Source organism: Clostridium algoriphilum (assembly GCF_020443705.1).
Taxonomy (GTDB): Bacteria; Bacillota; Clostridia; order Clostridiales; family Clostridiaceae; genus Clostridium_AD; species Clostridium_AD algoriphilum.
This window is the reverse complement of the sequence record NZ_JAIZZK010000004.1, coordinates 1-25,522: the sequence shown is the minus strand read 5'-3', so window position 1 is coordinate 25,522 and position 25,522 is coordinate 1. Positions and strand designations below refer to the sequence as shown.

Annotated in this window: 24 protein-coding genes and 2 other annotated features; of the genes, 10 read left to right on the top strand and 14 right to left on the bottom strand. The window is 30.3% G+C overall.

Annotation, left to right across the window (positions count from 1 at the left end):
• Nucleotides 1-22: 22 nt before the first annotated feature.
• The 4 genes from LGK95_RS04925 to LGK95_RS04910 all read right to left on the bottom strand — a co-directional run bounded on the left by LGK95_RS04925 (nt 23) and on the right by LGK95_RS04910 (nt 4,018).
• Nucleotides 23-352, bottom strand: a complete 330-nt coding sequence (locus LGK95_RS04925) for a hypothetical protein (protein WP_226122884.1) — start codon at nt 350-352, stop codon at nt 23-25.
• Between the two features lie 124 nt (nt 353-476).
• Nucleotides 477-1,367 (bottom strand): L-serine ammonia-lyase, iron-sulfur-dependent, subunit alpha, encoded by an 891-nt coding sequence (sdaAA, locus tag LGK95_RS04920; RefSeq protein WP_226122882.1) that lies wholly within the window; start codon nt 1,365-1,367, stop codon nt 477-479.
• 57 nt (nt 1,368-1,424) lie between these two features.
• Nucleotides 1,425-2,102 (bottom strand): L-serine ammonia-lyase, iron-sulfur-dependent subunit beta, encoded by a 678-nt coding sequence (sdaAB, locus tag LGK95_RS04915; RefSeq protein ID WP_226122880.1) that lies wholly within the window; start codon nt 2,100-2,102, stop codon nt 1,425-1,427.
• Nucleotides 2,103-2,359: 257 nt separating this feature from the next.
• Nucleotides 2,360-4,018 carry a nucleoside kinase gene (locus LGK95_RS04910; RefSeq protein ID WP_226122878.1) on the bottom strand — a complete coding sequence of 553 codons (1,659 nt, stop codon included), beginning with the start codon at nt 4,016-4,018 and terminating at the stop codon, nt 2,360-2,362.
• Nucleotides 4,019-4,144: 126 nt separating this feature from the next.
• On the opposite strand from LGK95_RS04910, the gene LGK95_RS04905 reads away from it, so the two are divergent.
• The 3 genes from LGK95_RS04905 (at nt 4,145) to LGK95_RS04895 (ending at nt 6,296) form a co-directional block, all read left to right on the top strand.
• Nucleotides 4,145-4,834, top strand: coding sequence for a DUF421 domain-containing protein (locus tag LGK95_RS04905; RefSeq protein ID WP_226122877.1), 690 nt, complete (start codon nt 4,145-4,147; stop codon nt 4,832-4,834).
• Nucleotides 4,831-5,211: a DUF4363 family protein gene (locus tag LGK95_RS04900; protein WP_226122871.1), complete on the top strand. Its 381-nt coding sequence runs from the start codon at nt 4,831-4,833 to the stop codon at nt 5,209-5,211. The genes LGK95_RS04905 and LGK95_RS04900 overlap by 4 nt, the downstream gene beginning before the upstream one ends.
• 137 nt (nt 5,212-5,348) lie before the next feature.
• Nucleotides 5,349-6,296, top strand: a complete 948-nt coding sequence (locus LGK95_RS04895; protein ID WP_226122869.1) for a ketose-bisphosphate aldolase — start codon at nt 5,349-5,351, stop codon at nt 6,294-6,296.
• 53 nt (nt 6,297-6,349) lie between these two features.
• Here LGK95_RS04895 and LGK95_RS04890 read toward each other — a convergent pair whose 3' ends face one another.
• Entirely contained in the window at nt 6,350-7,387 is a 1,038-nt protein-coding gene (locus tag LGK95_RS04890; RefSeq protein WP_226122868.1) for a nucleoid-associated protein, read from the bottom strand.
• A 306-nt stretch (nt 7,388-7,693) separates the two neighbouring features.
• Between LGK95_RS04890 and LGK95_RS04885 the strand changes: the two genes are divergently transcribed.
• The 5 genes from LGK95_RS04885 (at nt 7,694) to leuS (ending at nt 13,221) form a co-directional block, all read left to right on the top strand.
• Nucleotides 7,694-8,242 carry a class IV adenylate cyclase gene (locus tag LGK95_RS04885; protein ID WP_226122867.1) on the top strand — a complete coding sequence of 183 codons (549 nt, stop codon included), beginning with the start codon at nt 7,694-7,696 and terminating at the stop codon, nt 8,240-8,242.
• Nucleotides 8,242-9,138, top strand: a complete 897-nt coding sequence (locus LGK95_RS04880) for a DUF5685 family protein (protein ID WP_226122866.1) — start codon at nt 8,242-8,244, stop codon at nt 9,136-9,138. The genes LGK95_RS04885 and LGK95_RS04880 overlap by 1 nt, the downstream gene beginning before the upstream one ends.
• Entirely contained in the window at nt 9,122-9,751 is a 630-nt protein-coding gene (locus tag LGK95_RS04875; protein WP_226122865.1) for a J domain-containing protein, read from the top strand. The genes LGK95_RS04880 and LGK95_RS04875 overlap by 17 nt, the downstream gene beginning before the upstream one ends.
• A 25-nt stretch (nt 9,752-9,776) precedes the next feature.
• Complete coding sequence (locus LGK95_RS04870) at nt 9,777-10,280, top strand: hypothetical protein (RefSeq protein WP_226122864.1); 504 nt, start codon at nt 9,777-9,779, stop codon at nt 10,278-10,280.
• A 122-nt stretch (nt 10,281-10,402) separates the two neighbouring features.
• Nucleotides 10,403-10,639, top strand: a binding site (T-box leader).
• Between the two features lie 119 nt (nt 10,640-10,758).
• The gene (gene leuS, locus LGK95_RS04865; protein ID WP_226122863.1) at nt 10,759-13,221 is read left to right on the top strand and encodes a leucine--tRNA ligase; all 2,463 of its coding nucleotides are present in this window, start codon (nt 10,759-10,761) and stop codon (nt 13,219-13,221) included.
• Nucleotides 13,222-13,323: 102 nt separating this feature from the next.
• Here the strand turns inward: leuS and LGK95_RS04860 are convergent, their stop codons facing one another.
• Nucleotides 13,324-14,115: a GTP pyrophosphokinase gene (locus tag LGK95_RS04860; protein WP_226122862.1), complete on the bottom strand. Its 792-nt coding sequence runs from the start codon at nt 14,113-14,115 to the stop codon at nt 13,324-13,326.
• A 216-nt stretch (nt 14,116-14,331) separates the two neighbouring features.
• On the opposite strand from LGK95_RS04860, the gene LGK95_RS04855 reads away from it, so the two are divergent.
• Nucleotides 14,332-15,234, top strand: a complete 903-nt coding sequence (locus LGK95_RS04855; RefSeq protein WP_226122860.1) for a DUF2225 domain-containing protein — start codon at nt 14,332-14,334, stop codon at nt 15,232-15,234.
• A gap of 76 nt (nt 15,235-15,310) precedes the next feature.
• On the opposite strand, the gene LGK95_RS04850 is transcribed toward LGK95_RS04855, so the two are convergent.
• From LGK95_RS04850 to LGK95_RS04820, 7 genes are all read right to left on the bottom strand, one after another.
• Nucleotides 15,311-16,000 carry a metallophosphoesterase gene (locus tag LGK95_RS04850; protein ID WP_226122858.1) on the bottom strand — a complete coding sequence of 230 codons (690 nt, stop codon included), beginning with the start codon at nt 15,998-16,000 and terminating at the stop codon, nt 15,311-15,313.
• 23 nt (nt 16,001-16,023) lie between these two features.
• Complete coding sequence (locus LGK95_RS04845) at nt 16,024-16,290, bottom strand: EscU/YscU/HrcU family type III secretion system export apparatus switch protein (RefSeq protein WP_226122857.1); 267 nt, start codon at nt 16,288-16,290, stop codon at nt 16,024-16,026.
• Nucleotides 16,291-16,347: 57 nt separating this feature from the next.
• Nucleotides 16,348-17,949: a hypothetical protein gene (locus LGK95_RS04840; RefSeq protein WP_226122856.1), complete on the bottom strand. Its 1,602-nt coding sequence runs from the start codon at nt 17,947-17,949 to the stop codon at nt 16,348-16,350.
• Nucleotides 17,950-18,126: 177 nt separating this feature from the next.
• On the bottom strand, nt 18,127-19,347 hold the full coding sequence (tyrS, locus tag LGK95_RS04835) for a tyrosine--tRNA ligase (RefSeq protein ID WP_226122855.1): 1,221 nt from the start codon (nt 19,345-19,347) through the stop codon (nt 18,127-18,129).
• A 62-nt stretch (nt 19,348-19,409) separates the two neighbouring features.
• Nucleotides 19,410-19,626 (bottom strand) — a binding site (T-box leader).
• 58 nt (nt 19,627-19,684) lie between these two features.
• On the bottom strand, nt 19,685-20,830 hold the full coding sequence (locus LGK95_RS04830; RefSeq protein WP_226122854.1) for an AlbA family DNA-binding domain-containing protein: 1,146 nt from the start codon (nt 20,828-20,830) through the stop codon (nt 19,685-19,687).
• Nucleotides 20,831-20,970: 140 nt separating this feature from the next.
• Nucleotides 20,971-22,089, bottom strand: a complete 1,119-nt coding sequence (locus LGK95_RS04825) for a Ger(x)C family spore germination protein (protein WP_226122853.1) — start codon at nt 22,087-22,089, stop codon at nt 20,971-20,973.
• A complete protein-coding gene (locus LGK95_RS04820) occupies nt 22,082-23,488 on the bottom strand; it encodes a spore germination protein (protein WP_226122852.1) in 1,407 nt (468 codons plus the stop codon). Before LGK95_RS04820 ends, LGK95_RS04825 begins: the two co-directional genes overlap by 8 nt.
• A gap of 192 nt (nt 23,489-23,680) precedes the next feature.
• Between LGK95_RS04820 and LGK95_RS04815 the strand changes: the two genes are divergently transcribed.
• Nucleotides 23,681-24,787 carry a GerAB/ArcD/ProY family transporter gene (locus tag LGK95_RS04815; protein ID WP_226122851.1) on the top strand — a complete coding sequence of 369 codons (1,107 nt, stop codon included), beginning with the start codon at nt 23,681-23,683 and terminating at the stop codon, nt 24,785-24,787.
• A 61-nt stretch (nt 24,788-24,848) separates the two neighbouring features.
• Here LGK95_RS04815 and LGK95_RS04810 read toward each other — a convergent pair whose 3' ends face one another.
• Nucleotides 24,849-25,388, bottom strand: a complete 540-nt coding sequence (locus LGK95_RS04810; protein WP_226122849.1) for an ECF transporter S component — start codon at nt 25,386-25,388, stop codon at nt 24,849-24,851.
• Nucleotides 25,389-25,522: the final 134 nt, after the last annotated feature.

The window sequence follows — 25,522 nt, the reverse complement described above, 5'->3', positions numbered from 1 at the left end:
GAAATATTTCTCACATCTTTTTCTAATCTTTCAGCCTCAGATCCTCATTAATCTCTGTTTCTATATACTCTATTTGAAACTTACTTTTCATAATTTCAGTTTTCATTTTGCAATAAGACCTATAACCATAGCTAGCATCATCTAATACCTTTATTGTTTCATCAATAATGTCTCCCACTTCTTCAGCCCTTTTAAGTGCATCCTTAACATCACTTTTTTTAGATAGTGCAATTTTATTTAATTCGTCTGCTCCACCTATTAATAGCCTATAAGAACTAACTAGCTTAGTTAACAAATCTGCTAAATTATTTATGTCATTGTAATAATTCTCAACTACTCTTCTATGTGCCAAATAATCACCTTTTAGTTTAATTATATTATTATATAAATTAAAATATGCTACGACACATGAAAATAAATGACAAATAAAAATACAACAAATGCCTAATATTACCCACTGTATTTAGTTGTGTATTTTACTTGATTTTGCCTTGTTTTAACATAATATTTTCTGCCATTTTCAAACCTGTTGGTGTAGTTGCGAGGCCACCCATGGCCGTTTCTCTTAATTCACAAGGTAATTGCATACCTACCTTATACATAGCAATCACGGTATCATCAAAAGGTATCCTGCTTTTAACCCCACTCATAGTAAGATCTGCAGTAGTTAAAGCACTTACTGCACCTGCAATGTTTCTTTTAGAACAAGGTACCTCAACTAGACCTGCAACAGGGTCACATACTAATCCTAGTATGTTTTTTATTACAATAGCAGCTGCATCGAGTGCCATAGCAGGGGTACCACCCATCATCTCAACTACAGCCGCAGCTCCCATTGCAGCAGCCGATCCGCATTCAGCTTGGCACCCGCCTTCAGCTCCTGATAAGGTGGCATTTTTAGCTATTAAAATTCCTACACCAGAAGCCGTGAACAACGCATTGATTAGCTCATCTTCAGTTTTATTTAACTTCTCTCCTACTGTGATAATTACTGCCGGAATTATTCCACATGACCCAGCTGTTGGTGCTGCAACAATTTTACCCATGGCTGCATTTACTTCAGAGCAAGAAACAGCTCTTGCCATTGCTTTAATCATGAAGTCACCTGTTAGTGAATTTCCGGTTGCCATGTATCTATTTAGTTTAATTGCGTCCCCGCCTATTAAGCCGCCCATTGATTTAGTTTCGTTTGTAAGTCCATACTCTGCAGCTTCTCTCATTATATTTAAATTTTTTCTCATCTTTTCAATAATTACACTTCGAGCACATCCACTTTCTTCTTCCTCACACATTATTGTATATTCGGATATTGATATGTTTTTTTCTTCACATATATCTATAAGGTTTATTCCTTTGTTTACAAACACAATTATTCCCTCCCAGTGGTATCTTTAGTTATTAAAATATTAGTTCTTATATCTATATCAAGACTGTGGTATAGGCAATATTTCTCTTAAATTATATATATTTTCCATACACCTAATTCCATTTAGAACATTCTCAGGTACTACACTATCCGTTTCAAACACCATAGCAGCTTTCAGTCCTCTGCTATTCCTATATACTTTCATTAATGCTATGTTAATATCTTCATTATATAGAATTGTACTTACTTTTGAAATCATGCCTGGAATATCTTTATGACTAATTATAATTGTTGGACAGTTACCTGTAAATTCTACTGCTTGCCCATCAACTTCAAATATAAGAATATTACCTCCTCCAACAGATGAACCAATGATTTCAACTATCCTTCCACTTTTCTTTGTTATAATAAACTTTACTGTATTAGGATGAACATCTCCCAAATCTTCGAAAGCAAACTCTATGTGAAACCCTTGCTCTTTAGCTATACTCATAGAACCTTTAAGCCTATCATCCCAAGGGTCCATCCCTAAAATCCCTGCGATTAATGCTCTATCTGTTCCATGACCTTTATAAGTTTTAGCAAAAGAGCCATGTAAAATAAATTTTACAGATGTTATGTCTCCCCCTGAAATTATAGAAGCAATTTTTCCAAGCCTTGCTGCTCCAGCCGTATGAGAACTTGATGGACCTATCATAATTGGTCCCAAAATATCAAAAGCGCTATAGTTTTTCATTTTTTCCTCCTTATCCGTCTCTGCGCAGTATAAAACAATTTTAAATTGTCTTTATTAAGCATTAACTTATGTTATTCTTTTGTAATTATTTAGCTAGTACTAATTGTTAGTTTTCTATATAATAACCTTCAAATGGCTCAACAATATAGTAGCCTAATATTAATTATACATTTTTCCCATCGTTACTTGCAATGCATGCAAGAGATATTTCATTTTTTTATTTTAAAACTTATTTTAAGTATAAATTATTAAAATTTTTAATATTGATAAAAACAGCTTCCACCGGTGAATTCTCTTATTATTGAATTATCTGGCACTAACTCTTTGTCTACATCTTTAAAGAAATTCAGAAAACTTCTTAATCTACTTGCTTGAAAATATACTGGACTTTCTTCTCCAATTTTGTTAAGCTCAGCTAAAGCAAATTTCTTAAGTACACAAAGCTCATAAACTGAACTAGAATTAAACATTGCATCAGCCTGTTCCTGGAACACAAAAATATTCTTTTCCTCTCCACGTTTTATTGAAGGCCACATTTTCAGTGTATCCTCTACCCCATATCCTCTAGACAAATAATCTCTAACTATCCTTCTTGTCATTCTTACATCGGTTGTTGATATTCTGTTGTGATCGTCTAAATTAAGCTGCGTTAGAGGACTTATATAAATCTTAAATTTGCTATCCTTAGATATAGATGACGTTAAAATTTCATTTAACCCATGTATTCCTTCTACAATCATAACTCCATTTTTAGGCATTTTAATTTTATTACCATGCCATTCCCTTTTGCCTGTTTTAAAATTAAAACTTGGTATTTCAGTTTCTTCACCTTTCAGTAATAGTTCTAAATCCTTGTTAAAAAGTTCTAAATCTAAGGCATATATAGATTCGAAATCGTATTCGCCATTTTCATCTCTTGGAGTGATTTCTCTATTAAGAAAATAATCATCTAATGATACAAAAATTGGTATTAATCCATTTACTCTTAATTGAATACCAAGCCTTCTTGAAAATGTTGTTTTCCCTGAAGATGACGGCCCTGCTATAAGTACTAACTTTACATTTCCCCGTCTATGAATCATGTCAGCAATATATGCAATTTTCTTTTCATGAAGTGCTTCAGCTACTCTAATTAGCTCAACGATATCACCACTTACAACTTCATCATTTAGCGCTCCAACACTTCCAACCCCTAGTATCTCTCCCCATTGTGCTGCTTCATAAAATACTTTGGCTAATTTTTCATGTTTATAAAACTTTGGAATTTTGTTTGGCGAGTCACTAGTTGGGTATCTTAATATAAACCCCGGCTCATAATATATTAAATCAAATGTTTTTAATACTCCTGTTGAATAAGCCATTGGCCCATAAAAATAGTCGTATCTTCCATCTAATTCATATAGCTTTATTTCCTCCGCGCTTACATATTTTAAAAGCTTAACTTTATCCTGCATATCATATTCCATAAAAATTTCTACTGCCTTCTCTTTTGAAAATGCTATTCTCCTAATAGGTATATCTGCCCGAATTATTTCACCCATTCTATTTTTTATATCATATATATCATCAATATCTAATGCTAAAGTCTTATGAATTTCTCCAAACAAGCCTTTACTTAAAGAATGTTCAATAGAAATTTTGGCTTTAGGGAACAATTCAGATATTGCTTTAATTAGAACAAACTGAAGTGTTCTAACATATGTCATCATTCCTATCCTTGTTGTAATATCTATAGCTTCAAATTTCCCATCTTGTGAAATTGTGGTTGCTAGTTCATAAAATTTATTATCTAGCTTACCTAATACTACAGGTAAATCATATAACAAATTATTTTCTTTTATAATATCATTTAACATAGTTCCCTCTTTAACTAAAATATTTCTACCATCCTTAAGCTCTATGTTGAAACTACTCATACAATCATCCCCTAAATTTAGTGATTACTACTATTATACTTTAATATTAAAAAAATGTATCATGTCCCCCTTATAATTTTTGCAATTAAACAAAACATATACATTATATAGTAAAGAGGTGATATTGTGTTTATTCTAGTAATCAGAACTTTTTTCTTATACTTTGCCGTAATATTTATCATGAGGATGATGGGTAAAAAGCAAATAGGTCAGCTTGAACCTTTTGAGCTTGTAATTGCATTAATGATTTCTGATCTTGCTACCTATCCAATGGAAGATATAAGAATACCCATTATACATGCGATTATACCAATAGTCACCTTACTATTTCTCCAAGTAGCTACATCCTATCTAGAAATCAAAAGTGAAAAGGCTAGGCGTATATTAACAGGCAATCCAAGTATACTAATAAAAAACGGGAAAATTGATATTGGAGAATTAAGATACCAAAGATTTAATATTAATGATCTACTAGAAGAACTTAGAATAAAAGGTTTTTTTAATTTATCAGATATTCAATATGCTATATTAGAAACTAGTGGTGAACTATCCATATTACCTAAAACTGGTAGCTCCTCCGCAACTAAAGATGATTTAAATATAACTGTAGCTCAAGAGTCATTGCCTATACCTTTAATTATGGATGGTAATATAAATCATAAAAATTTAAAACTTATAAATAAAGACGAAATTTGGTTAAATAATATATTAGCACGACATAAAATTTCAAATGCAAATGATCTTTTCATAGCAATGCTTGATTCTAATAATAAATTTTATTATCAACTTAAGGAAAGGAACGATAAACTAATATGAAAAACGTTATGATAGCCTTTACCTTATTCGCTGTAATGATTGTGTGCATATTTATATCTTCAAGTTATATAAATCGTACTTGTATTCATTTGCAAAATTTGAATTCTACTCTAGAAAGCTATATAATTAAAGACAAGTACCAAGATGCATACAATTTATCATTAGATTACATAGCTAAGTGGAATAAAACTTCTAAGTTTTTAACTTTATATATGCATCATGAAGACTTAGATTATATAGACACAGAGATTTTAAAATTAACTCAATATATAAAAAATGAGGACAAATCTGAAGGCTTAGCAACTGTACATGTTCTTAAACATCTTGTAAGTCATATAATGGCTCATGAGAGAGTATCTATAGGAAATGTTTTCTAATCTTTCTTATTCATATAAATCATTTATGATAAAGGGGTAGAAAATAGTCTAATAATAGCTTATAATTGTAATATATCCTAAATGTCCCGCAGGGACAATATATGTCCCTATTACAAAATTTGAAAGGTGGAATTAACATGGCATTAGTTACTACTACTAAAATGTTCGAAAAAGCTCTTGAAGGAAAATACGCAATTGGAGCTTTCAATATCAACAACATGGAGATAATTCAAGGTGTTATCGACGCTTGTGCAACACACAAATCAGCAGTTATACTTCAAGTATCAGGTGGAGCTATGAAATATGCAAGACCTACTTACTTAAGAAAAATGGTAGAGGCAGCAATAGAAGACACAGGCCTTGATATTGCTCTTCATTTAGATCACGGTTCAGATTTTGCACAATGTAAACTTGCAATAGCTTCTGGATTTACTTCAGTAATGTATGATGGTTCTCATCTTGATTATGAAGAAAATGTAAGAACAACTAAAGAAGTAGTTGATTTTGCTCATTCTAAAGGTGTTGTAGTTGAAGCTGAGCTTGGTAAACTTGCTGGAGTTGAAGATGCTGTTAATGTTTCAGCAGCAGATGCAACATATACCGATCCAGAACAAGCAGTAGATTATGTAACAAGAACTGGTATTGATTCTTTAGCTGTAGCTATAGGAACAAGCCATGGTGCATATAAATTCAAAGGTGAACCTAAACTTGACTTTGAAAGATTAACTATAATCACAAAAAAATTAGAAGAAGCTGGCTTTCATAATTTCCCAATAGTTCTTCATGGTGCATCTGCTGTAGATCAAGATTATGTTACTATGATTAATGAATTTGGTGGAGAAATGAAAGGTGCAAAAGGAATTCCACTAGAAATGCTTAGAAAAGCAGCTTCTATGGCTGTTTGTAAAATAAACATGGATACTGATTTAAGACTTGCAATGACAGGTTCAATAAGAAAAGTACTAACTAAAAATCTTGGCGAAATAGATCCTAGAAAATATCTAGGAGAAGCAAGAAACAACATAACTAAATTAGTTGAGGGTAAAATTACTAATGTATTAGGTTCTAGTAACTCATCTAAATAATTAATAAAAATAAGCTCCTAGTATTTTACTAGGGGCTTATTTTTTCTTTTATTTTATTTTTCTACATAATTACTTACATGTTTAATGACCATGTTTATAGTCCCATCACCATTTCTTTGTATTTCAAAACGACTATTATCATGATACGTTTCTTCGTCGACATATAAATCTATATCTTTATCAATTTTAAGTCTTACCCTTTTTAATTTTTTATCTATCCATTCTTTATCAAGACTAATATTCTCTGAAATACCTTGTTCTGCTATAAACTCAACAAACTTTTCCTTGTTATCATTATTTTCAGGAAATATTTCCTCTGACAATTCTTTTACATCAATATTATCTTCTTGTCTAAGTCTTCTTTTTATAGTACTTCTAACTGCTTCCGCTTCCTCTGCATTTTCTGCAAAGGTGTTTTGGGTAAATTTTTCAGCGGCCTTCACAAAGTTCTTAGTAACATCTCTTTCATTATCAATAATACTACTCCCTAAATAATCATTGATAAAGTAGTCTGATCCATTTTCCTCATTATCCTTGGACTTGCTCTTTTTATCAATAACCATTAAGTCAAAATTATTTTCATCTCTAATCGGTTTAAGGAAAGCACATTTCTGTATCCTTTGTGAACTACCAGGAAGCCCTGTTATCTGTGATATTATATCAATTCCTAACTTATTATCCACAAACTCAATAGTATGTACATAGTTCTTAATATAATCCATTTTAAATATTCCGAGTATCGGTCCAAACTCTGTAGTAAATGATACTACTACCAGATCACATGACGGAATACTCCCTTTTGTTCTCATTAATATAAACATCTGTTTTGCTAGTTCCTTGGATACAACAAGTAAATTATTCTCACCATTTAAGTATTCTTGTGATAAGTCTTTTACTACGTTGTGCTCTGCGTTAAAAACACCATATTTCAATTCTTCATCTTTTAAACATTTTTGGATGTGTTTAAGTAAAAAACTATACTTTTCCTCGTCTAAATCTAATGCATATTCATTTAATATAGGTTCATCTGCATTGTTATCTAGAACATGAATAATTGCCTCATTTATATTAACTTCTTTTATGTACTCCAAAAAAAAACACCACCTTAATAATTATCTAAGGCACAAACAAACAAATAACAAGTTACTAATGCTTGTCTATTTATTTGAATATGCCTAACTATTATACTATGTATTTGCAATTATAACAAAGTTATATATTGCTATTATACTTAGTATATAATAGAATATTATGACGTCCAGCTACATAACTAGATCGAAATCAATAATTTTAATCAATTATTAATGTTACTTTAATTAAGTTATGATATAATCACAATTAATGGGAACATAGAAATTCTTAATTAAACACCTAAGAATACCACAAGGAGGATCACTTTGAAAGAAATAGAAACTAGAATTATAGATATTGATGTTAAAGAAATTCGTGGAAAACTATTAAATATAAATGCACAAAAAGTAAAACAAGAAAATCAAGTAAATAACATTTACGATTTCTCGGATAAAAGACTCTTAAACAACAAAGGCTATGCAAGAATACGTACAGTTCAAGATGAGTTAACAAATTCAACAACTCATTATATAACTACGAAGAAACTTATAAGTCAGGAAAAGTACAAAATTATGGATGAGTTTGAGTCAGAAATTAAAGACGAAGTTGCAGCTAAAGGCATCTTTGAATCTTTAGGCCTACTTCTTATACAATCAATTAAAAAATATAGAGAGAGTTATAGATATAAAAATACTCTTATAGAAATAGATATAAATGAAAAGGAGTTTTGTCCCTTCCCTTATATCGAAGTTGAAGGTGCAGACGAAGCTGAAATAATAGAAGTTATAACTTTACTTGGTTACACCTTAGAGGATACTACCTCTAAAACTATTTACGAAATATTAAATTCAAAAAAAGTAGCGAAAGGACTGTAATGTTTGGATATGTAACTCCATGTAAAATGGAAATGAAAATAAAAGACTACGAAACATTTAAAGCTTATTATTGCGGTCTATGTAACTCCATTAAAAATAATTTTGGTAACCTACCAAGACTTACTCTAAATTATGATATGACTTTCCTCGCAATACTTCTGGACTCACTTTCAGAAAATAAATATAACTTTAAAAAATTTAAATGCTCAATTCATCCACTTAGAAAAAGAATTATGATTAATAATAATGAAGCATTAGATTACGCAGCCTTTTGTAATGTTACTTTAGCTTATTATAAATTAATGGACGACGCTTACGATAATAAAACTATAAAAAGTAAAGTGTTATCAATATTTCTAAAGAACTACTTATCAAAATCCAAAAGTTCATATACTGATGTAATGAAATATACAAAAGAAAAACTATTATTATTAAATACCCTAGAAGCGCGCCACGTGGATATAGGAATTGATGAGTTATCTCATGTATTTGCTGACCTTACAGGTTTTATAATATCATTTTATTATAAAGAAGCAGCCTTTAAAGATGACTTATACTGGCTTGGGTATAATTTAGGTAAATGGATATACATTATAGATGCATATGATGATTTAGAAAAAGACATAAACAGTGACTCTTTTAACGCTATAAATTCATTGTTTAATCTAGATAAATTGGATTTCAAAAGTTTTTCGAAATGTATAAAACCAAGAATTGATTTTTTATTAGCTACCTGTGCCCAGCAATGTTTAAAATATTTAGATGATTTACCTTTAATAAAAAACAAAGATATACTATACAATATACTGGAACTCGGACTAATGGAAAAAATGGATAAGGTTTTTAATATTGATTATTTAAAAGGAGTGGAAGATAAAGATGACAAATCCCTATGAAGTACTTGGTGTTAAAGAAGGCACCTCTAAAGAAGATATTAAAAAAGCGTATAGAGAGCTAGCAAAAAAATATCACCCCGATCAATATGGTGATAATCCATTAAAGGATTTAGCAGAAGTTAAAATGCGCGAACTAAACGAAGCTTATGATTCGCTTATGAAAAACCATAGTTCATCAAATAATGGATCATCAAGTAGTTATAATTCTCAAAGTAATTCTGGTTCTACGTCAAACAATGACTATACTAATAACAACATATATCAATCTGTAAGAATGGATTTAAATAGTGGAAACATTCCTTCAGCTGAGCAGAAACTAAATACCATGAATACAAAAACTGCTGAGTGGAATTTTTTAATGGGTATGGTTCATCTAAAAAAAGGTTGGCATGATAGTGCTTATAATTTTATTAATACAGCCTGCACTCAGGATCCTAAAAATATTGAATACAGACGTAGTTTTAATGAACTTAATTCTCGAAATTCGAATTATAGGGATAACTATTATGGCAGACGTGGAAATGATTCTGGTATGGGTAACATGTGTCTCAACATCTGGTGTGCAGATACTATTTGCGAGTGTTTAGGCGGAGATCTTATTTCCTGTTGCTAATTATATTAATTTAGGAGATGGTTTTATGAAATCTAACCATATTGCTAAGGGTGGCATATTTGTAGCACTTAGTTTAATATTACTATATCTTTCTTCTGTATTCCCTACAAACAAGTTATTTATACTCGGGATTGCATCTTGCATTATTCCTCTTTCCATTATGGTTACTGGAATAAAAAACACTGTTGTAGTTTATAGTGCTGTTTCTCTTCTTAGTTTTTTTATTATTCCTTCTAAAATCATAAGCATTGCCTATATATTAATTTTTGGTTCCTATGGTTTTGCAAAATATTATATAGAAAAACTAAGAAACGCCCCTCTAGAAATTATATTAAAATTATTGTATTTTAATATAACCTCAGCTATAATTATAACAGCATATAAATTAGTGTTATTAAACATGACTAGCTTAAATATAAATATATATTTAATAATACTTGCTATGGAGATTGCCTTCGTAATATATGACTATGCACTTACAGCATTTATATCCTATGCAAATAAAAATCTTCTTAAAAAATTAAAATAAAGCATATAAAATGAAAACATGTTCAGTTTAATTATTTAATGAGATAATTGCATAGTCTTGACACAATAATTTATTTAAATTATAATGGATAATAATCCTATAATAAACAAAGACTACTATAATAAATAGCTTTGATTAGGAGTAGTAGTATTAATATCACTTAAGAGAGCTGCTGTCTGGTGCGAAGTAGTAATGATATAATACGAACTTGCCTATGAGTTTACTTACAAGTAAAAATTTAACTCTGTAAGTAAGAGCTTACTTGATGAAAAACAAGTACGGTTAAAACCGTTATATTCGTAAGTGAGGTGTAATGCCTAACTAGAGTGGTACCGCGGAATGTTACTTTCGTCTCTTATTTGAGATGGAGGTTTTTTTGTTTTTATATTTAACATATTATTACATATAAACATTGAAACTGATGTATAAAAGATTAATAATTATCTACGTCCCTAAAGCACCTTGAGGAGGAATATTAATGGCAAAGTACAATACAACCATCGATGAAAAGTGGCAACAAAAATGGGAAGAAACTAATCTATACAAATTTGATGAGAATAAAATTGATAAAAAGCTATACGTGCTTGAAATGTTCTCATATCCATCTGGAAGCCAACTACATGCAGGCCATTGGTTTAATTACGGACCTGTAGATTCTTGGGCTAGGATGAAAAAGATGCAGGGTTATAATGTATTTGAGCCAATGGGTTTTGACGCCTTTGGACTACCTGCGGAAAACTACGCAATAAAAACAGGAGTACACCCAAAGGATTCTACAAAGCAAAATATTATTAATATGAAAAAGCAATTAAAAGCTATGGGTGCAATGTTTAATTGGGATCATGAAGTTGTAACTTGTAGGCCAGATTATTATAAATGGACTCAATGGTTATTCTTACAACTATTTAAAAATGGCCTTGCTTATAGAAAAAAAGCCCCTGTAAATTGGTGCCCTAGCTGTAATACAGTACTTGCAAATGAACAAGTACTAGCAGATGGCTCTTGTGAACGATGCAGCACTGAAGTTACTAAAAAGAATTTAACGCAATGGTTTCTAAAAATTACTGATTATGCGGAGGAGCTACTAGAAAAACTTGAAACATTAGATTGGCCTGAAAAAACTAAAGCAATGCAAAGACATTGGATAGGAAAATCTACTGGTGCTGACGTTGTATTTAAAGTATCTGATTCCGATGTAAACTTTAGTGTATTCACTACAAGAGTAGACACTTTATTTGGTGTTTCTTATGTAGTTATAGCACCTGAGAATGATCTTGTTGATGTTCTCACTAAAGACGAAAATAAGGATGCTGTTGAAGCTTACAAACATGAGGCTAGAAAACAAACTGATATAGAAAGACAGTCTATTACAAGGGATAAGACTGGTGTATTCACAGGTTCCTATGCTATCAATCCCATTAATAACCGCAAAGTTCCAATTTGGATTGCAGACTACGTGCTAAACACTTATGGAACTGGTGCAGTAATGGCTGTTCCTGCTCATGATGATCGCGATTTTTCCTTTGCTACTAAATACAAATTACCAATAGAGAGAGTAATTATTGGTTTTAAATGTACTGATGAAAACGAAGAAAACCTTCCTTATACTGAACATGGTAAAATAGTAAATAGTAAAGAATTTAATGGTTTATCTACAAATGACGGAAAAGAAGCAATAGTTAAAAAGTTAGAACGCTTAAATCTCGGTTCAGGAAAAATAAACTACAGACTTCGTGATTGGTTAGTTTCAAGGCAAAGATATTGGGGATCTCCCATTCCAATAATTTATTGTGATAAATGTGGTACCGTTCCTGTACCCGAGAATCAGCTTCCTGTAGAATTACCATACAATGTGGAATTTACACCAGACGGAGAATCTCCACTCGCTAAATGTGATGATTTTGTAAATGTAACTTGCCCTGTATGTGGTGGGCCAGCTCATAGAGAAGTTGATACCTTAGATACTTTCGTTTGTTCTTCTTTCTACCAATTTAGATATGTGGATAACAAAAACAGTGAAAAAGTTTTTGATAGAGATTTAGTAAATAAAATGCTTCCTGTAGACAAATATGTAGGTGGGCCTGAACATGCTTGTGGGCATCTACTTTATTCAAGATTTATCACAAAGGCTCTTCGTGACATGGGATATTTAGATTTTGATGAACCATTCTTATCTCTTACCCATCAAGGTTTGATTTTAGGAGAAGATGGTCTAAAAATGAGTAAATCAAAAGGGAATACTATCTCTCCAGACAGATATATAAAAGAGTTTGGAGCAGATGTATTTAGAATGTATTTAATGTTTGGTTTTAGCTATGCCGATGGTGGTTCTTGGAGTGATGATGGCATAAAAGCCATTGGAAGATTCGTTGATAGAATTGAAAGATCAATTGATTCTGGAACTCATGAAATATCAAAAGAAAGTAATAGTAAAACTTCACTTGGACCTGACGAGAAAGAATTAAACTACTGGAGAAATTTTGCAATAAAAGGAGTTTCTGAAGATGCAGAAAAGCTTCAATTTAACACTGCTATTGCAAGACTTATGGAGCTTACAAATGCCATAACAAAATATATTAGTATAGAAAATAAAAACAGTAAATTCTTAAAAGAAGTGCTTGTTGATTATCTTAAGCTTTTAGCTCCTTTCGCTCCTCACTTTGCAGAAGAAAAGTGGGAAACTTTAGGTATGGATTACTCTGTATTTAATCAAAGTTGGCCTTTCTTTGATGCGAGTGCTCTTATTAAAGATGAAATAGAGATAGCCATTCAAATAAATGGCAAAATTAAATCTAGAATAACTATAGCTCAAGGTTTAAGTGAAGAAAGTATAAAAGAGATTTCTCTTAATGATGAACTAGTTATCACTGCCCTTGAGGGTAAGTCTATACGAAAAATTATTGTAATTAAAGGACGACTAGTTAATATTGTAGCTTCTTAATCGAAATAACTTACATTTTAAATTAATGGATATAATTATTAAAAAGAAGAGTAAAGCGTCTTAATTTCACGCTCTACTCTTCTTTTTTATTTATTAATTATATTAACCACCATACATATTTAAGGTTTTTTGAGTAGCCCTAAGTAAGCTGCTAAGCTCAAAAACCTCCCCTTCTTCAAGTAGCTTATTTAATTGTTCTCTATATCTAGTCGCATCCATTAGTTTTCCGAGAGAGGAAAGCAAAAGAATATTATTCATTATATCTGATACCAAATTAGATTTTACCTCAAACAATTTTTGTGCATCTTTAATTTCATCCTTAATCTCTAGCATTTGTTCATCTAGCTGAAAAGCCGCATCTGCAGCATTTTTAAGTTTTTCCCTTATATACTCAGGTATGTCATGCTTATATTTATAATTTAGAGAATGCTCAACTGTTGCCCAGAAATTCATAGCCAATGTTCTAATTTGAAATTCTGCGAGTATTTCAGTCTGCCCAGCAGCTAAGTTTACAGGATACTTTATAATCATATGATAACTTCTATACCCACTACCTTTTACATTTGCAACATAGTCTTTTTCATAAACTATCTGCATATCACGCCTTTCGCGAATTAGATTCACAACCTTATCAATGTCATCTACAAATTGGCACATTATCCTTATTCCAGCAATATCCTCCATTTCAAACTCAATTCTTTCAAGAGGAATAGAAAACTTATTTGCTTTCTCAAGAATACTAGATATTTCTTTAACCCTTCCTGTAACAAATTCTATAGGAGAATAATCATTTTTACGTCTATATTCTCTCCTTATACTTCTGAATTTCACTTTTAGCTCTTCTACTCCCTGTTCATAAGGAATTAGAAATCTCTTCCACTCTCTTATAGCCATATACTCAGTCCTTCACTTAAAATTTCATATCATTTTAATATTCATAATTAACAAATAGATAAATTTAGTTCATGATACATATTATATTATAATTATATTAATTTTCTGTTATAATTAATTTACTACTTAATTAATATAAAAGCAATTAATTAAGTAAAATATACCAAATTATATAAACCAATCATACCACATTAAATCTTGTTTTGAGGTGTTTAGATGGATAATAAAATATTTTTCGATCATGATAGTTTGATTTCTGATGATGGTATTAGTAATAAAACTGATAATAGTGGAAATGAAACCATAAAAGAAGAAATAGAGAAGAAATCAAAATCTCTTTTATATAGTACGAAAGTTACCTGCCCTGTATGCGAGAATGTATTTAATGCTACTACAGTAAAATCCTCGGCATATCGAATGATAAACAAAGACAGTGATTTTTTTATTAGATATTCTCTAATTAATCCTTATTTCTATGATGTTTGGGTTTGTAACAGCTGCGGTTATGCAGCTATGAAATCAGATTTTAACACTCTGAGAAAAACAGAAATAGACCTAGTATACAAATTAATTACTCCTAAATGGCGTGGAAGAACGTATCCTGAAATTTATGATGTTAATACTGCTATTGAAAGGTATAAGTTGTCTCTCTTAAATTATATAATAATAAACGCAAAAGCAAGTAAGAAAGCAATTAATTGTTTAAAGCTAGCATGGATGTACAGGTTACTAGAAACAGAAAACGCCAAAGAAATTGAACTAAGGTATTTAACCCAGGCTCTAGATGGACTTAATGATGCATATTACGTTGAAGCATTCCCCCTATACGGGATGAATAAATACAGCATTATGTATCTCATCGGTGAGTTAAATAGACGAACCGGACATTCAGATCAGTCATTAATCTGGTTTAGCACTATCATAACAACCCCCGATGTTAAGGACAATTTGAAAAAACTTGCTAGAGACATGAAGTACTTGATTAAAGAAGAGGGCACTACAAATGCAAAATCCTCATCACTAGCTGCTACTACTAATAATAAATTTTCAGCTAACAAACCTGATGAAGAAAATACGACTAAGAAATCTGGTTTTTTATCTAAATTTTTTAAACACTAATTAAGACTATTAAATTTATTATCCACAGAAATAAATTTAATAGTCTTAATTATCCACAGTATATTAACTTTTTATTTTATTCTAATATTAATAAAGGATCAAAATTCAAATAATCACAAGAAGTAACTATATACTCTATACCTTCTATATTTCCCTCATATAATCTATTTAAAGATGGTCCATGTAAATGTCCATAAATAACCCTTCCCACATTATATTCTTTTAATATCTTTATAAGTTCAGTTTCCTCAAACTTATCATTTGTAGGTGGATAATGTAGCATTACAATAATTTTTTTATACCCATTTTTCACTGCTTCATCTAATGAAATTCTAAGCCTTATTAACTCTCTATTATATATTTTCTCATCATGAGATGAGAACCTTGCTGCGCCCGGGCAAATATAGCCACGTGTTCCGCATATAGCAACCTCTTTATAACTAAAAAAGTTATTTTGAATAAAGTCCATATCATCATAAAGCAAATTCAGTTTTGTGATACTACTCCACCAATAATCGTGATTTCCTTTAACAAGTATTTTTCTACCTGGAAGTTTATGAATCCATTCTAAATCCGACCTGCCCTCACCAATATTCATAGACCATGAAATATCCCCTGCAATTAATACAGTGTCCTCTGAAGAAATTTTCCTAAGCCAATTTTCTTTAATTTTTTCATCATGGTTATTCCAGTTATCTCCAAAAATATCCATGGGTTTATCTGAATTTATAGCTAAATGCAGATCAGATATTGCCCATAAAGCCATAATATACCTCCTTTATCAACTATTTAGTCTTTTTTTCTTAATGCATCTATATCCATTACATAAGCAATAACCTTTGCTATTGCATCATATAATTCTAAGGGTATTTCCGATCCTATATCAACGTTTGTTAGTAAATTGGCTAATTCCTCATTCTGAACTATAGCTACCTTACTCTCCTCTGCTGTCTTAAGAATCTCATCTGCAATATACCCCATTCCAGCTGCGGTTACTATAGGCGCATCATATCCCTTATCATATTTTATTGCAGTAGCTTTTTTCACCCTTTTCATTTTATAACACACCTCATTATTGCTTAAAGTTACAACCTTAGAAATGTCTCCATACTATTATACCTTTATATTGATTGCATTTAAACTTCTATCATTAAAAAATTCTCCGCAACTTGCGAGAGTAAATTCGTTAACCTTTTTATTGACTTTAATACTAACCCTATAATTCATACTAGATAGATCCTTAACTAGATTCTCTTTACTAAAATCCAAAGCTCTAACATATAACTTATCACATTTAATATCAATAGTCATATTATTATTGTTAACTTTTATATATGCATCCACTGTTCCCATATTCATTGTTTTGACACTAGTAGCAATTTTTACATTTTTACTATCTATCTTTTTACCTTTTTTTCTATCATCTTTAATAATTAATTTTAATTGGTGTTCATTTTCTTCAACATTTATTGGTAAGTCCAAAAGATAATACTGTTCTGACATCGAATTATATATTTTTATATCGTTAATATTTTGATTAAATAAATCCATAACCTTCGTGAAAGTTTCTGGTTTTAAATTAAACTTATTTTCAATAATGGCGCTAACTATATTCTTAATTTCTTCAGTCTTTAATTGAACTTGTTCTTTAATGAAAAGATCCGTAGCTATTTTCTCAATCTCTTTGTATGCATTATTTATAATCCCCTTGTCTAGCTCTAAAATATTCAGTTCTTTTTTTATCATATTTACAATTTCATTAAGCGAATTATTTTTACCATAGCCTTTAACTTTAGTATTGGCGTTTTTGCTATCTACTCCAACATCATTCGTTGTATTGTTTTGAGACCTATTTACGTTCACTTCTTCATTTTGCTTTAAAGCTTCTAAATTCTTAGGTATTAGCGCTCCTTTATCCTCCTCTATTCCCTTAAAAATGTTTTCATTTTCAATGAAAAATGAAGCTTCATTGTTTTTTATTATATCTTTAGTTACATCACTATTTGAAAGATAGTGATGTATATCTTTTAAATTGTTATATATAGCTGAGTCGCCTTTAAACAACTTTATAAAGCTCTCAAGATTTCCTTTAGTAAGTTCAATATTATTTTCTTTAAATAATAATATCTCATCAACATCTAAATTCTTTAGAGCAGCAAAAAAGTTTTTTAAATTTATCGTTATTTCATTTGCCTTTTCACTATTTATGTCTACATTTCTACTTTCAAGATATTTAGCAATAAATATATCCTCTTTGACTGGGTTTAAAGATATCTTTTCTCTAAAATCAACTAAATTTTTTATGTCAAATATATTATCCTTTGTTAAAGGCATATCATGTTTTATCATTTTTTCAAAAAGTAAGGCGTCAGTTTTATCAGAACTTAATGTTTTACCATAATGAGTGTCTTCTAAATTATCACTAACCTCTATTATTCCCTTATCTTCATTTATTAATTTTAACTTAAGCTTGCCTTCTTCAAATCCTTCTACCTCAAACCTCAACACACTGCCATCAAGAGTTTGCTCTAGTTGTTTATTAAGTTTTGCAGAAAATTGCCATCCATCTAATAACTTTAAATCAATTTCTCCCTTTAGCAAATCTGTACTTACAATTCTTGCGTTGAATTTTTCTCCAGCCTCAAAAGATATTTTACTAAAGGCTTTTTTGGTTTGTTGGTTTTGAGGTATTGGTGCATTACTAATTATTGACATAAGCCACATCCCATTATTTTGGCATAATTACGGTTTAAAAGTTAACACTCCTTTATTATCGTATAAAATATTGTTTTTTAAAGGGTACAGTTAATAACTATGTATTAATTGTTGATTCTGTTTTCAAAAAAATAAAAAGCAAAGCTAAAATTAAAATTTTAACTTTGCCAATCTTTACTATTCTATAATTAAAGAATAATATTTTTTCTTTCCTTTTTTAATAAGCACAGAACCATCTTTGAAATCCGTATCTAATAAAGTAGCAGTTTTGTCTACAACTTTTATGTCGTTAATGGTTAAACCACCTTGTTCAATTAGTCTTCTAGCCTCTGCTTTTGAAGGTACCACTTTAGTATGAACTAGTATATCCATTAATCCAGCATTCTTCATGGTGCCTGGTATTGATATTGAAGGCACACTACTCATATTAGTTCCAACACCAAACAACGCCTCTGCTGCGCTCCGAGCTTTAATTGCTTCTTGTTCCCCATGGATAAGTTTTGTAACCTCAAAAGCTAAAACTTTTTTAGCCTCGTTAATCTCTTGATCTTTTAAAGAACTTAGGCGTCTTATTTCATCCATCGGTACAAAAGTAAGTAATGATAAGCATTTCTCTACATCTAAGTCATTAACATTTCTAAAGTATTGGTAAAAATCATAAGGTGATGTTTTATCCGGATCAAGCCATAAAGCTCCATTTACCGTTTTACCCATCTTGTTGCCATCGCTGTTAGTAAGTAATGTGCAGGTCATACCATAAGAAGCCCTACTTTCTTTTTTTCTTATTAGCTCCATACCAGCTATTATATTGGACCATTGATCATCTCCGCCTAATTGCATGCTGCACCCATATTTTTGATTTAATACTAGAAAGTCATATCCTTGCATAAGCATGTAGTTAAACTCAAGGAAAGATAAACCTTTTTCTAATCTCTGTTTAAAACACTCAGCAGTTAGCATTCTATTAACTGAAAAATGTGCTCCTATATCTCTTATAAAGTCTACATAATTTAAGTTTAATAACCAATTAGCATTGTTTTCAAGGATTGCTTTACCATCACTAAAATCTATAAGTCTTGAAAGTTGTTTTTTTATGCAACTTATATTGTGATCAATCTCTTCTTTAGAAAGCATTTTCCTCATATCAGTTTTACCAGATGGATCACCTATCATTGCAGTTCCACCACCGACTAATGCTATAGGTCTATGCCCTGCCCTCTGCATATGTGCCATAAACATCATAGCGATAAAATGACCGATATGTAGACTATCTCCTGTTGGGTCAAACCCAATATAAAATGTAACCTTATCCTCCTCTAATATTTTTTTTATTTCATCCTCGTGAGTAAGTTGTTTTATGTATCCTCGCTCACATAGTGTATCATATACATTTTGCATATATTATTCCTCCTTATTTTAATTTCAATATGTTTTTGGAAATAAAAAAAACGCCCCCCTAAGAAAGGGACGAAATAATTCCGTGGTACCACCCAAATTGATTTAACAATCCGCTTTTCCCTTATAACGTAAGGTCAACCCGTCTCAGCTTAATTTAAGTTAACTTTATTTCAGCCTAAAGCTCCAGAATGTATTTCAATGTATTCATTAACTAGTTCACACCTACCACTAGCTCTCTTAATAATTCCTACAGTTACTTTTTTCTTTCATAGCCTTTTAGATATAATTTTTCATTTCACTAATTATACATATGTTTCTAAAATATATCAAGTCATTTTCAAATATAATTTTTAATTCCTGGGAAAATCACTTTAAAAGTATTATCATTCTTTGAGTCCACAAATATTACCTTACCATATTTAATAAAAGCTTTTTTCATTCGTGCAAAACCTCTTCCGGATTTTATAAATCTTTTTCTATCATCTAAGGCTATTAACTTATCATATATCCACATGTTTCTTTTTAAATAATTATGTGCATTAGTTTCATTCGAATATAATAGGTTCCCAGGGCTAATTACACTTACACTGTTATAGCTTACTATTATCTCAATTTCCTTATAAAATATAGTATAATCCCTATAAAGTATTGCATTTTTTACAGCCTCATGAACTGCCACTATGGGATAATTTGCGGGACATATTTCTTTTAAAAATTCTTCTACCCTATCCAACATATTTAATAAATTTCCTTGAACGATTATAACCTCATCAGAATTATTGTTTAACTTATTTATTATTTTTATCATATTATGAGGTAAGTAAATACTATTAACATGTGAAAATACCAATAGCCCCCCAAGTGTAACTCTTCTTTTGTTATAATCTCTTTCAATAAAAGTTATTCCTGCATTGTCCATAAGTCCAAACCTATTTTCATCATTCACTAAAATACCCTTATTTAATAAATATCTATTAACCATATTCAAATCCAGACTACTAATATCACTATTTATAATAGGCATAGTTTCAATATTGATGCTCAAATTTTCTTGTAAACATGAAATTAGTTCTTCTTTTCGCATAGTATCTGTTGTAGACCCTCGCCTAATACAAAAAGCCCCATTTTCCCTTAATTGATATGGCTTCTGACCACCATCATATATAGTTATAATCGCTATCTTTTTACTTTGGTATATTACAAAATCTATGGATACTGGGATAGGAGGCTCACACCGCGAGCTAATGATTTGTTGAATTTGTTCTTCTTTAAATTGGTAATCATCAATACCTACAATTCTTTTTGTTTTATCTTCAACTCCAACAATAATGTATCCACGTCCCCCACGGGAGTTTGCTATAGCAGATACGTCTTTAGCTAATTCTTTTTTACCACCTTCCGTTAATGCATCAATTTTTTGTTTAAAATCTAATTTTGTACCCTCATCTCTCTTTAGCAACATTCTTATCTTTTTGATATCCATATATCTCACCTCAAACGCGCTATAACAATATACTATGTATATTGTATTGTAATGTTTCAATAATATTTGTAATTGTTTTTATAATAATAGTTTACAACAAAAGGCGATGGAATACCATCGCCTAAGTTTAATTAAACAAATTACTGGAAGTTATTAATAGTCGCTGTATTCCTTATTTCAACTTCTACCTCTACCTTTAATTCAGTTTTCTCTATAATATCATCTATTTTTACTGAAGGATATTTTCCATAAAATTGATCTCTTATGTCAAAAATATCTATACCCATTTCCTTGTATTTTGCAAATAGTAGATTACAAGCTTTTATAATATTTTCTTCTGACTGCTCTTGCGTTTTCATTACATTTTCTTTTGTAAGAACAATACTTTTTTGTGCCTCTGCAAAATCTACCTTAACTTTAATTTTCTTTTTTAGATGAACTGTATTATTTTTATAACTAACTTCTGTATTAGTTTTACTCTTTATAATTTCTAAAGTTACAAACTTATTAATATCACAAGGATTAGTTACTTCTAAGGTACCACTTGAAAGTTTGTCTCTTAGAAAATTATATCCTAACCCTTCTTCTCTTGCTAAAGTACTAACCATTTTATCATTTTGAATAACAGCTCCACCATTTATTTCAAGTTTTGCCTCCAAACTATCTTTTGGTATATCTATTATTGGTAATACGCTTGTTCTATCTCCAGTAACTCTTTCATTGTAAAATTGGTTTAGAGTTATAACTACAGCTCTTGGGGATGTTCCAATATTTTCTATAAGTTCTGATATAAACACTCCAATGTATTTTTCTTGTGGAATATTTAGCTTCATAAGTTCCTCTGGATCTCCTGGATATACAGCTATATATGGTCTTACAAGCAATTCTTGATCACGATCTAAAAAATCTATAAAATTTTCCATCCCAAACTCCGCAGCCTTTTTAGTAAATATTACGACTTTATTTTGTGTATAATTTAATTTATAACTAGAAGTAGAATTCATATTCCTAATAGCTTCAAACATTGTTTTTCCTGTCCCATTAAATAATATTCTCTGATCTAACCCTTCAGGAGATCCTTCTTTTACCCCCCTATAAGTTTCAGCATATATTACAGGATCACCAAGATCATCTACATCTATCACTAATGCAGTGACAAATAAAGCCCTATTAATGTCCCTATAACTAAAACATGCAGACATTGTTGAACAACTCATTATTATGCATATTATAACCAATACTTTTTTATATTTATTCATCACAATCATCCTTATCAAAAATGCTATTAGATATCTTGTTAAGATCTTTTCTATATAATACATCACTAAATCTAAAGCTTTCTGATGTACCTAAAGGGAATAAATATGGATACCCACAACTTTCAAGGCCCGACATATGTGCTATAAATATAAAAAATCCAATATAAAATCCTGGAAGTCCAAGTACCGCAGCAAATAAGATAATAATTACATTCCATACAGATAAAGCACCATAAACCTTGGGCACTAAAAAAGATGATATAGCCGACAGCGCTACTATTACCACAGTACTTTGGGAAGCTATACCTACTCCAACTACAGCATCACCAAGAATTAAAGCTCCAACAATACTCATTGCCTGACCTATGGACTGTGGCAATCTTATTCCCGCCTCACGAAGTAATGTAAAGAAGAATGTCATTAATAATAGCTCTAAACCCGTAGGCAGAGGTACACCTGCTCTAGATATTGCAAACTTTATAGCAAGTACAGATGGAATAAGTGAAAAATGAAAAGTAGCAAAAGCCAAATACATCCCTGACAATAAAGCAGCCGCAAAAAAACTAATTAATCTTGTAGCTCTTGATATATTTCCAAAAAACTTATTAGAATAGTAATCATCTGGTGTTTGAAAATTATCCACAAAAAAGTATGGAGCAGTAATAACAAAAGGTGTCCCATCTACAATTATTGCTACTTTTCCTTCTAAAAGTTTTGATGCAGCTACATCTGGTTTCTCTGTAGTTCCAATTGTATCAAAGGCTGTGTTTTTATTTTTTAATGCTTCCTCAATATAATTTGTGTCTAGTATAAACTCTAATTTTATATTAGACACTTTTTTTCTTATATAACTCACAAGTTTAACGGGAGCTACTCCTTCTATATAACATATCATAACTATTGTGTTAGATTTACTTCCTAAGGTCAGAGGTTCAAATTTTAACGATGGATTTTTTATTTTTCGCCTAATTAGTGATACGTTATCTACAAAAGCCTCGGTAAATCCCTCCCTTGGACCTTTAATTACGTTTTCAGTAACGGGGATACCAACTCCCCGCCTTACATATCCTTTTGCCTCACAAAAAATTGCTTTACTTGTAAAAGAAAATAAAAGTACTAAATCCCCAGACAAAACGTGTGATATCGCGTCATCATTACTCTTAATGTCTCCAATGCTATTAGCTAGTAATACTTCTCTCTTTATATAATCTAAATCTACTGTCGCAATCTTGTGATGTATAAGCGGGCTAAATATATATTCACTTATAAATTTAGAATCACATAGATCATCAATGAATACACCATATATTGTTCCTACTTCACACTCTATTTCCCTATATTTTACATCATAGCTGTTTTTTAATTTTTCTTTAACATAATCTCTATCTATTTTATCCATTTTAATCACCCAATTTTATTGTTTGTTATATTTAAGTTTAATATTCTGTATTTTTGTAATATATAAGTTTAATATTCTAGTTTTTTATAATATTTAAGTTTAATATTTTGATATTGGGAAATAATACTATATGTATTGCAAATTTTATTACAGTTCAATATAAAAGTAACAATGAGGAGACAAAGAGATAATATGGATAATATTGATAAACTTAATACAAAGCATTTAATGTTCATAATTTGGGGGACTTCCATTGTAGCAATGAAAACTTACCCCAATGTATTTATTATGAATGGAGGTAGGGATTCGTGGATTTCTGTTATTATTGCCTCTATTCTTATGTTTCTTTATTTTATTTATATACTTTACGTTTGTAAAAAAAGAAATTGCTATAATATGGATGAAATATACCATAGAGCTTTAGGTAATACTATAGGAAACATTTTTTTAATTCTATTTGTTATAACTTTATTTATAAGTTTAATAGAAAGTTCTTCTGTAGAAGCAAGTGCCCTGAATATAAATTTACTTTCAGATACGCCACCTTGGTTTTTTCTTTTGTTTATAATAATACCTGCCATATATATTACAATGAAAGGTACTAGATCAATAACTATAATTGTTATAATTGGTATATTTCTTATTATGGTATCAGGCATAATTCTAGCAATTCTTACAGCTAAATATAAAAAATATACTTACTTACTTCCAATAATGGGGAATGGCGTTACCAAACCTTTTATATTATCTATAATAAAGGCACTAGGATGTTATGGTAGCATAGCTATTACTATTCCATATTTATCAAGAGTTCGTAATAGATCGAAAATCGCAAAACATTGCATTATTGCAATATTAATTGTAATTCAGATGGAGATTTTCGCAAGCATTGGTATTTTAAGCACCTTTAGTCTAGTTAGGGTCTTAAGCATTAACTATCCTAAGCTTATACAAACTCAGCTTATAAGTTATCTTAGTTTTATAGAAGGTGGAGAATTTTTTGTAATGCTTCAAATGGTAGGCGGTTGGTTTATAAAATACATATTAGGACTAAATGCTATGCTAATTCTACTAAAAAACCTTTCCTTCATCAACAAATACACTGTATATATTATTAGCTTATTTGTATTTATAATATCCTTCTTCATATCCGATAAAATAATAGTATTATATAAGTTCTTAAATATTTATGCCTATTTTTCTTTAATAAGTTTCATTGTAATACCAACCATAATATTTACTATATTCTACTTTAATACTAAAAAACACAATAAAAATAATCCTGTAACTAGAAAATAAAGAAAGCATTATGTTAAAATTAATCTTAACATAATGCCTTCTTTATAACCATTTTATATCCCTACCCTATTTTTCTTTTTAAAGCTGCTATTAATGGTAATGATAAAGCAATACCTCCTATTACCTGAATTATATTAGTAGGTATGTCCTTTAAAGAAATAATTAATGCCTGTTTAAGAGCAAACTCCTTAGAAATAAATGTTAGTATAATAGCTCCTCCAACATAATATGCAGCTATCATCCAAATTCCAGCTACCACAAATGCAAAAATGTTATTTTTTATATTATTTCCATTATAATCTTTTCTATAGGCAATTGTTCCAGCGATATATCCCATTAAACCCTTAATAACAAAAGTAAATGGTGCCCATAAAGTATATCCACTTATTAAATCAAATAAACACATACCAACAGCAGAAGCTACTGCTGATTTTTTTCTTCCAAATATAATAGCTGATAAAAACACCATACTATCTCCCAAATGTAGCACACCCATAAAAGTAGGTATATGTATAACAGAAGTAGCTATAAACGTTATAGCCGCCATTAGACTTATTTGTACTATATCAATAGTTTTAATTACTGATTTACTATTTTCCATATTTCTCCCCCTATAATTTAATAGATAGTGTTAACACTATCTTTGTTTTATTTATTTGAATCCTTGCATTAGCAAGGGTTTAAGCTACTTTTATAATAAAAAAAACAATGACCCCCTCTATTTGTTATAATTGT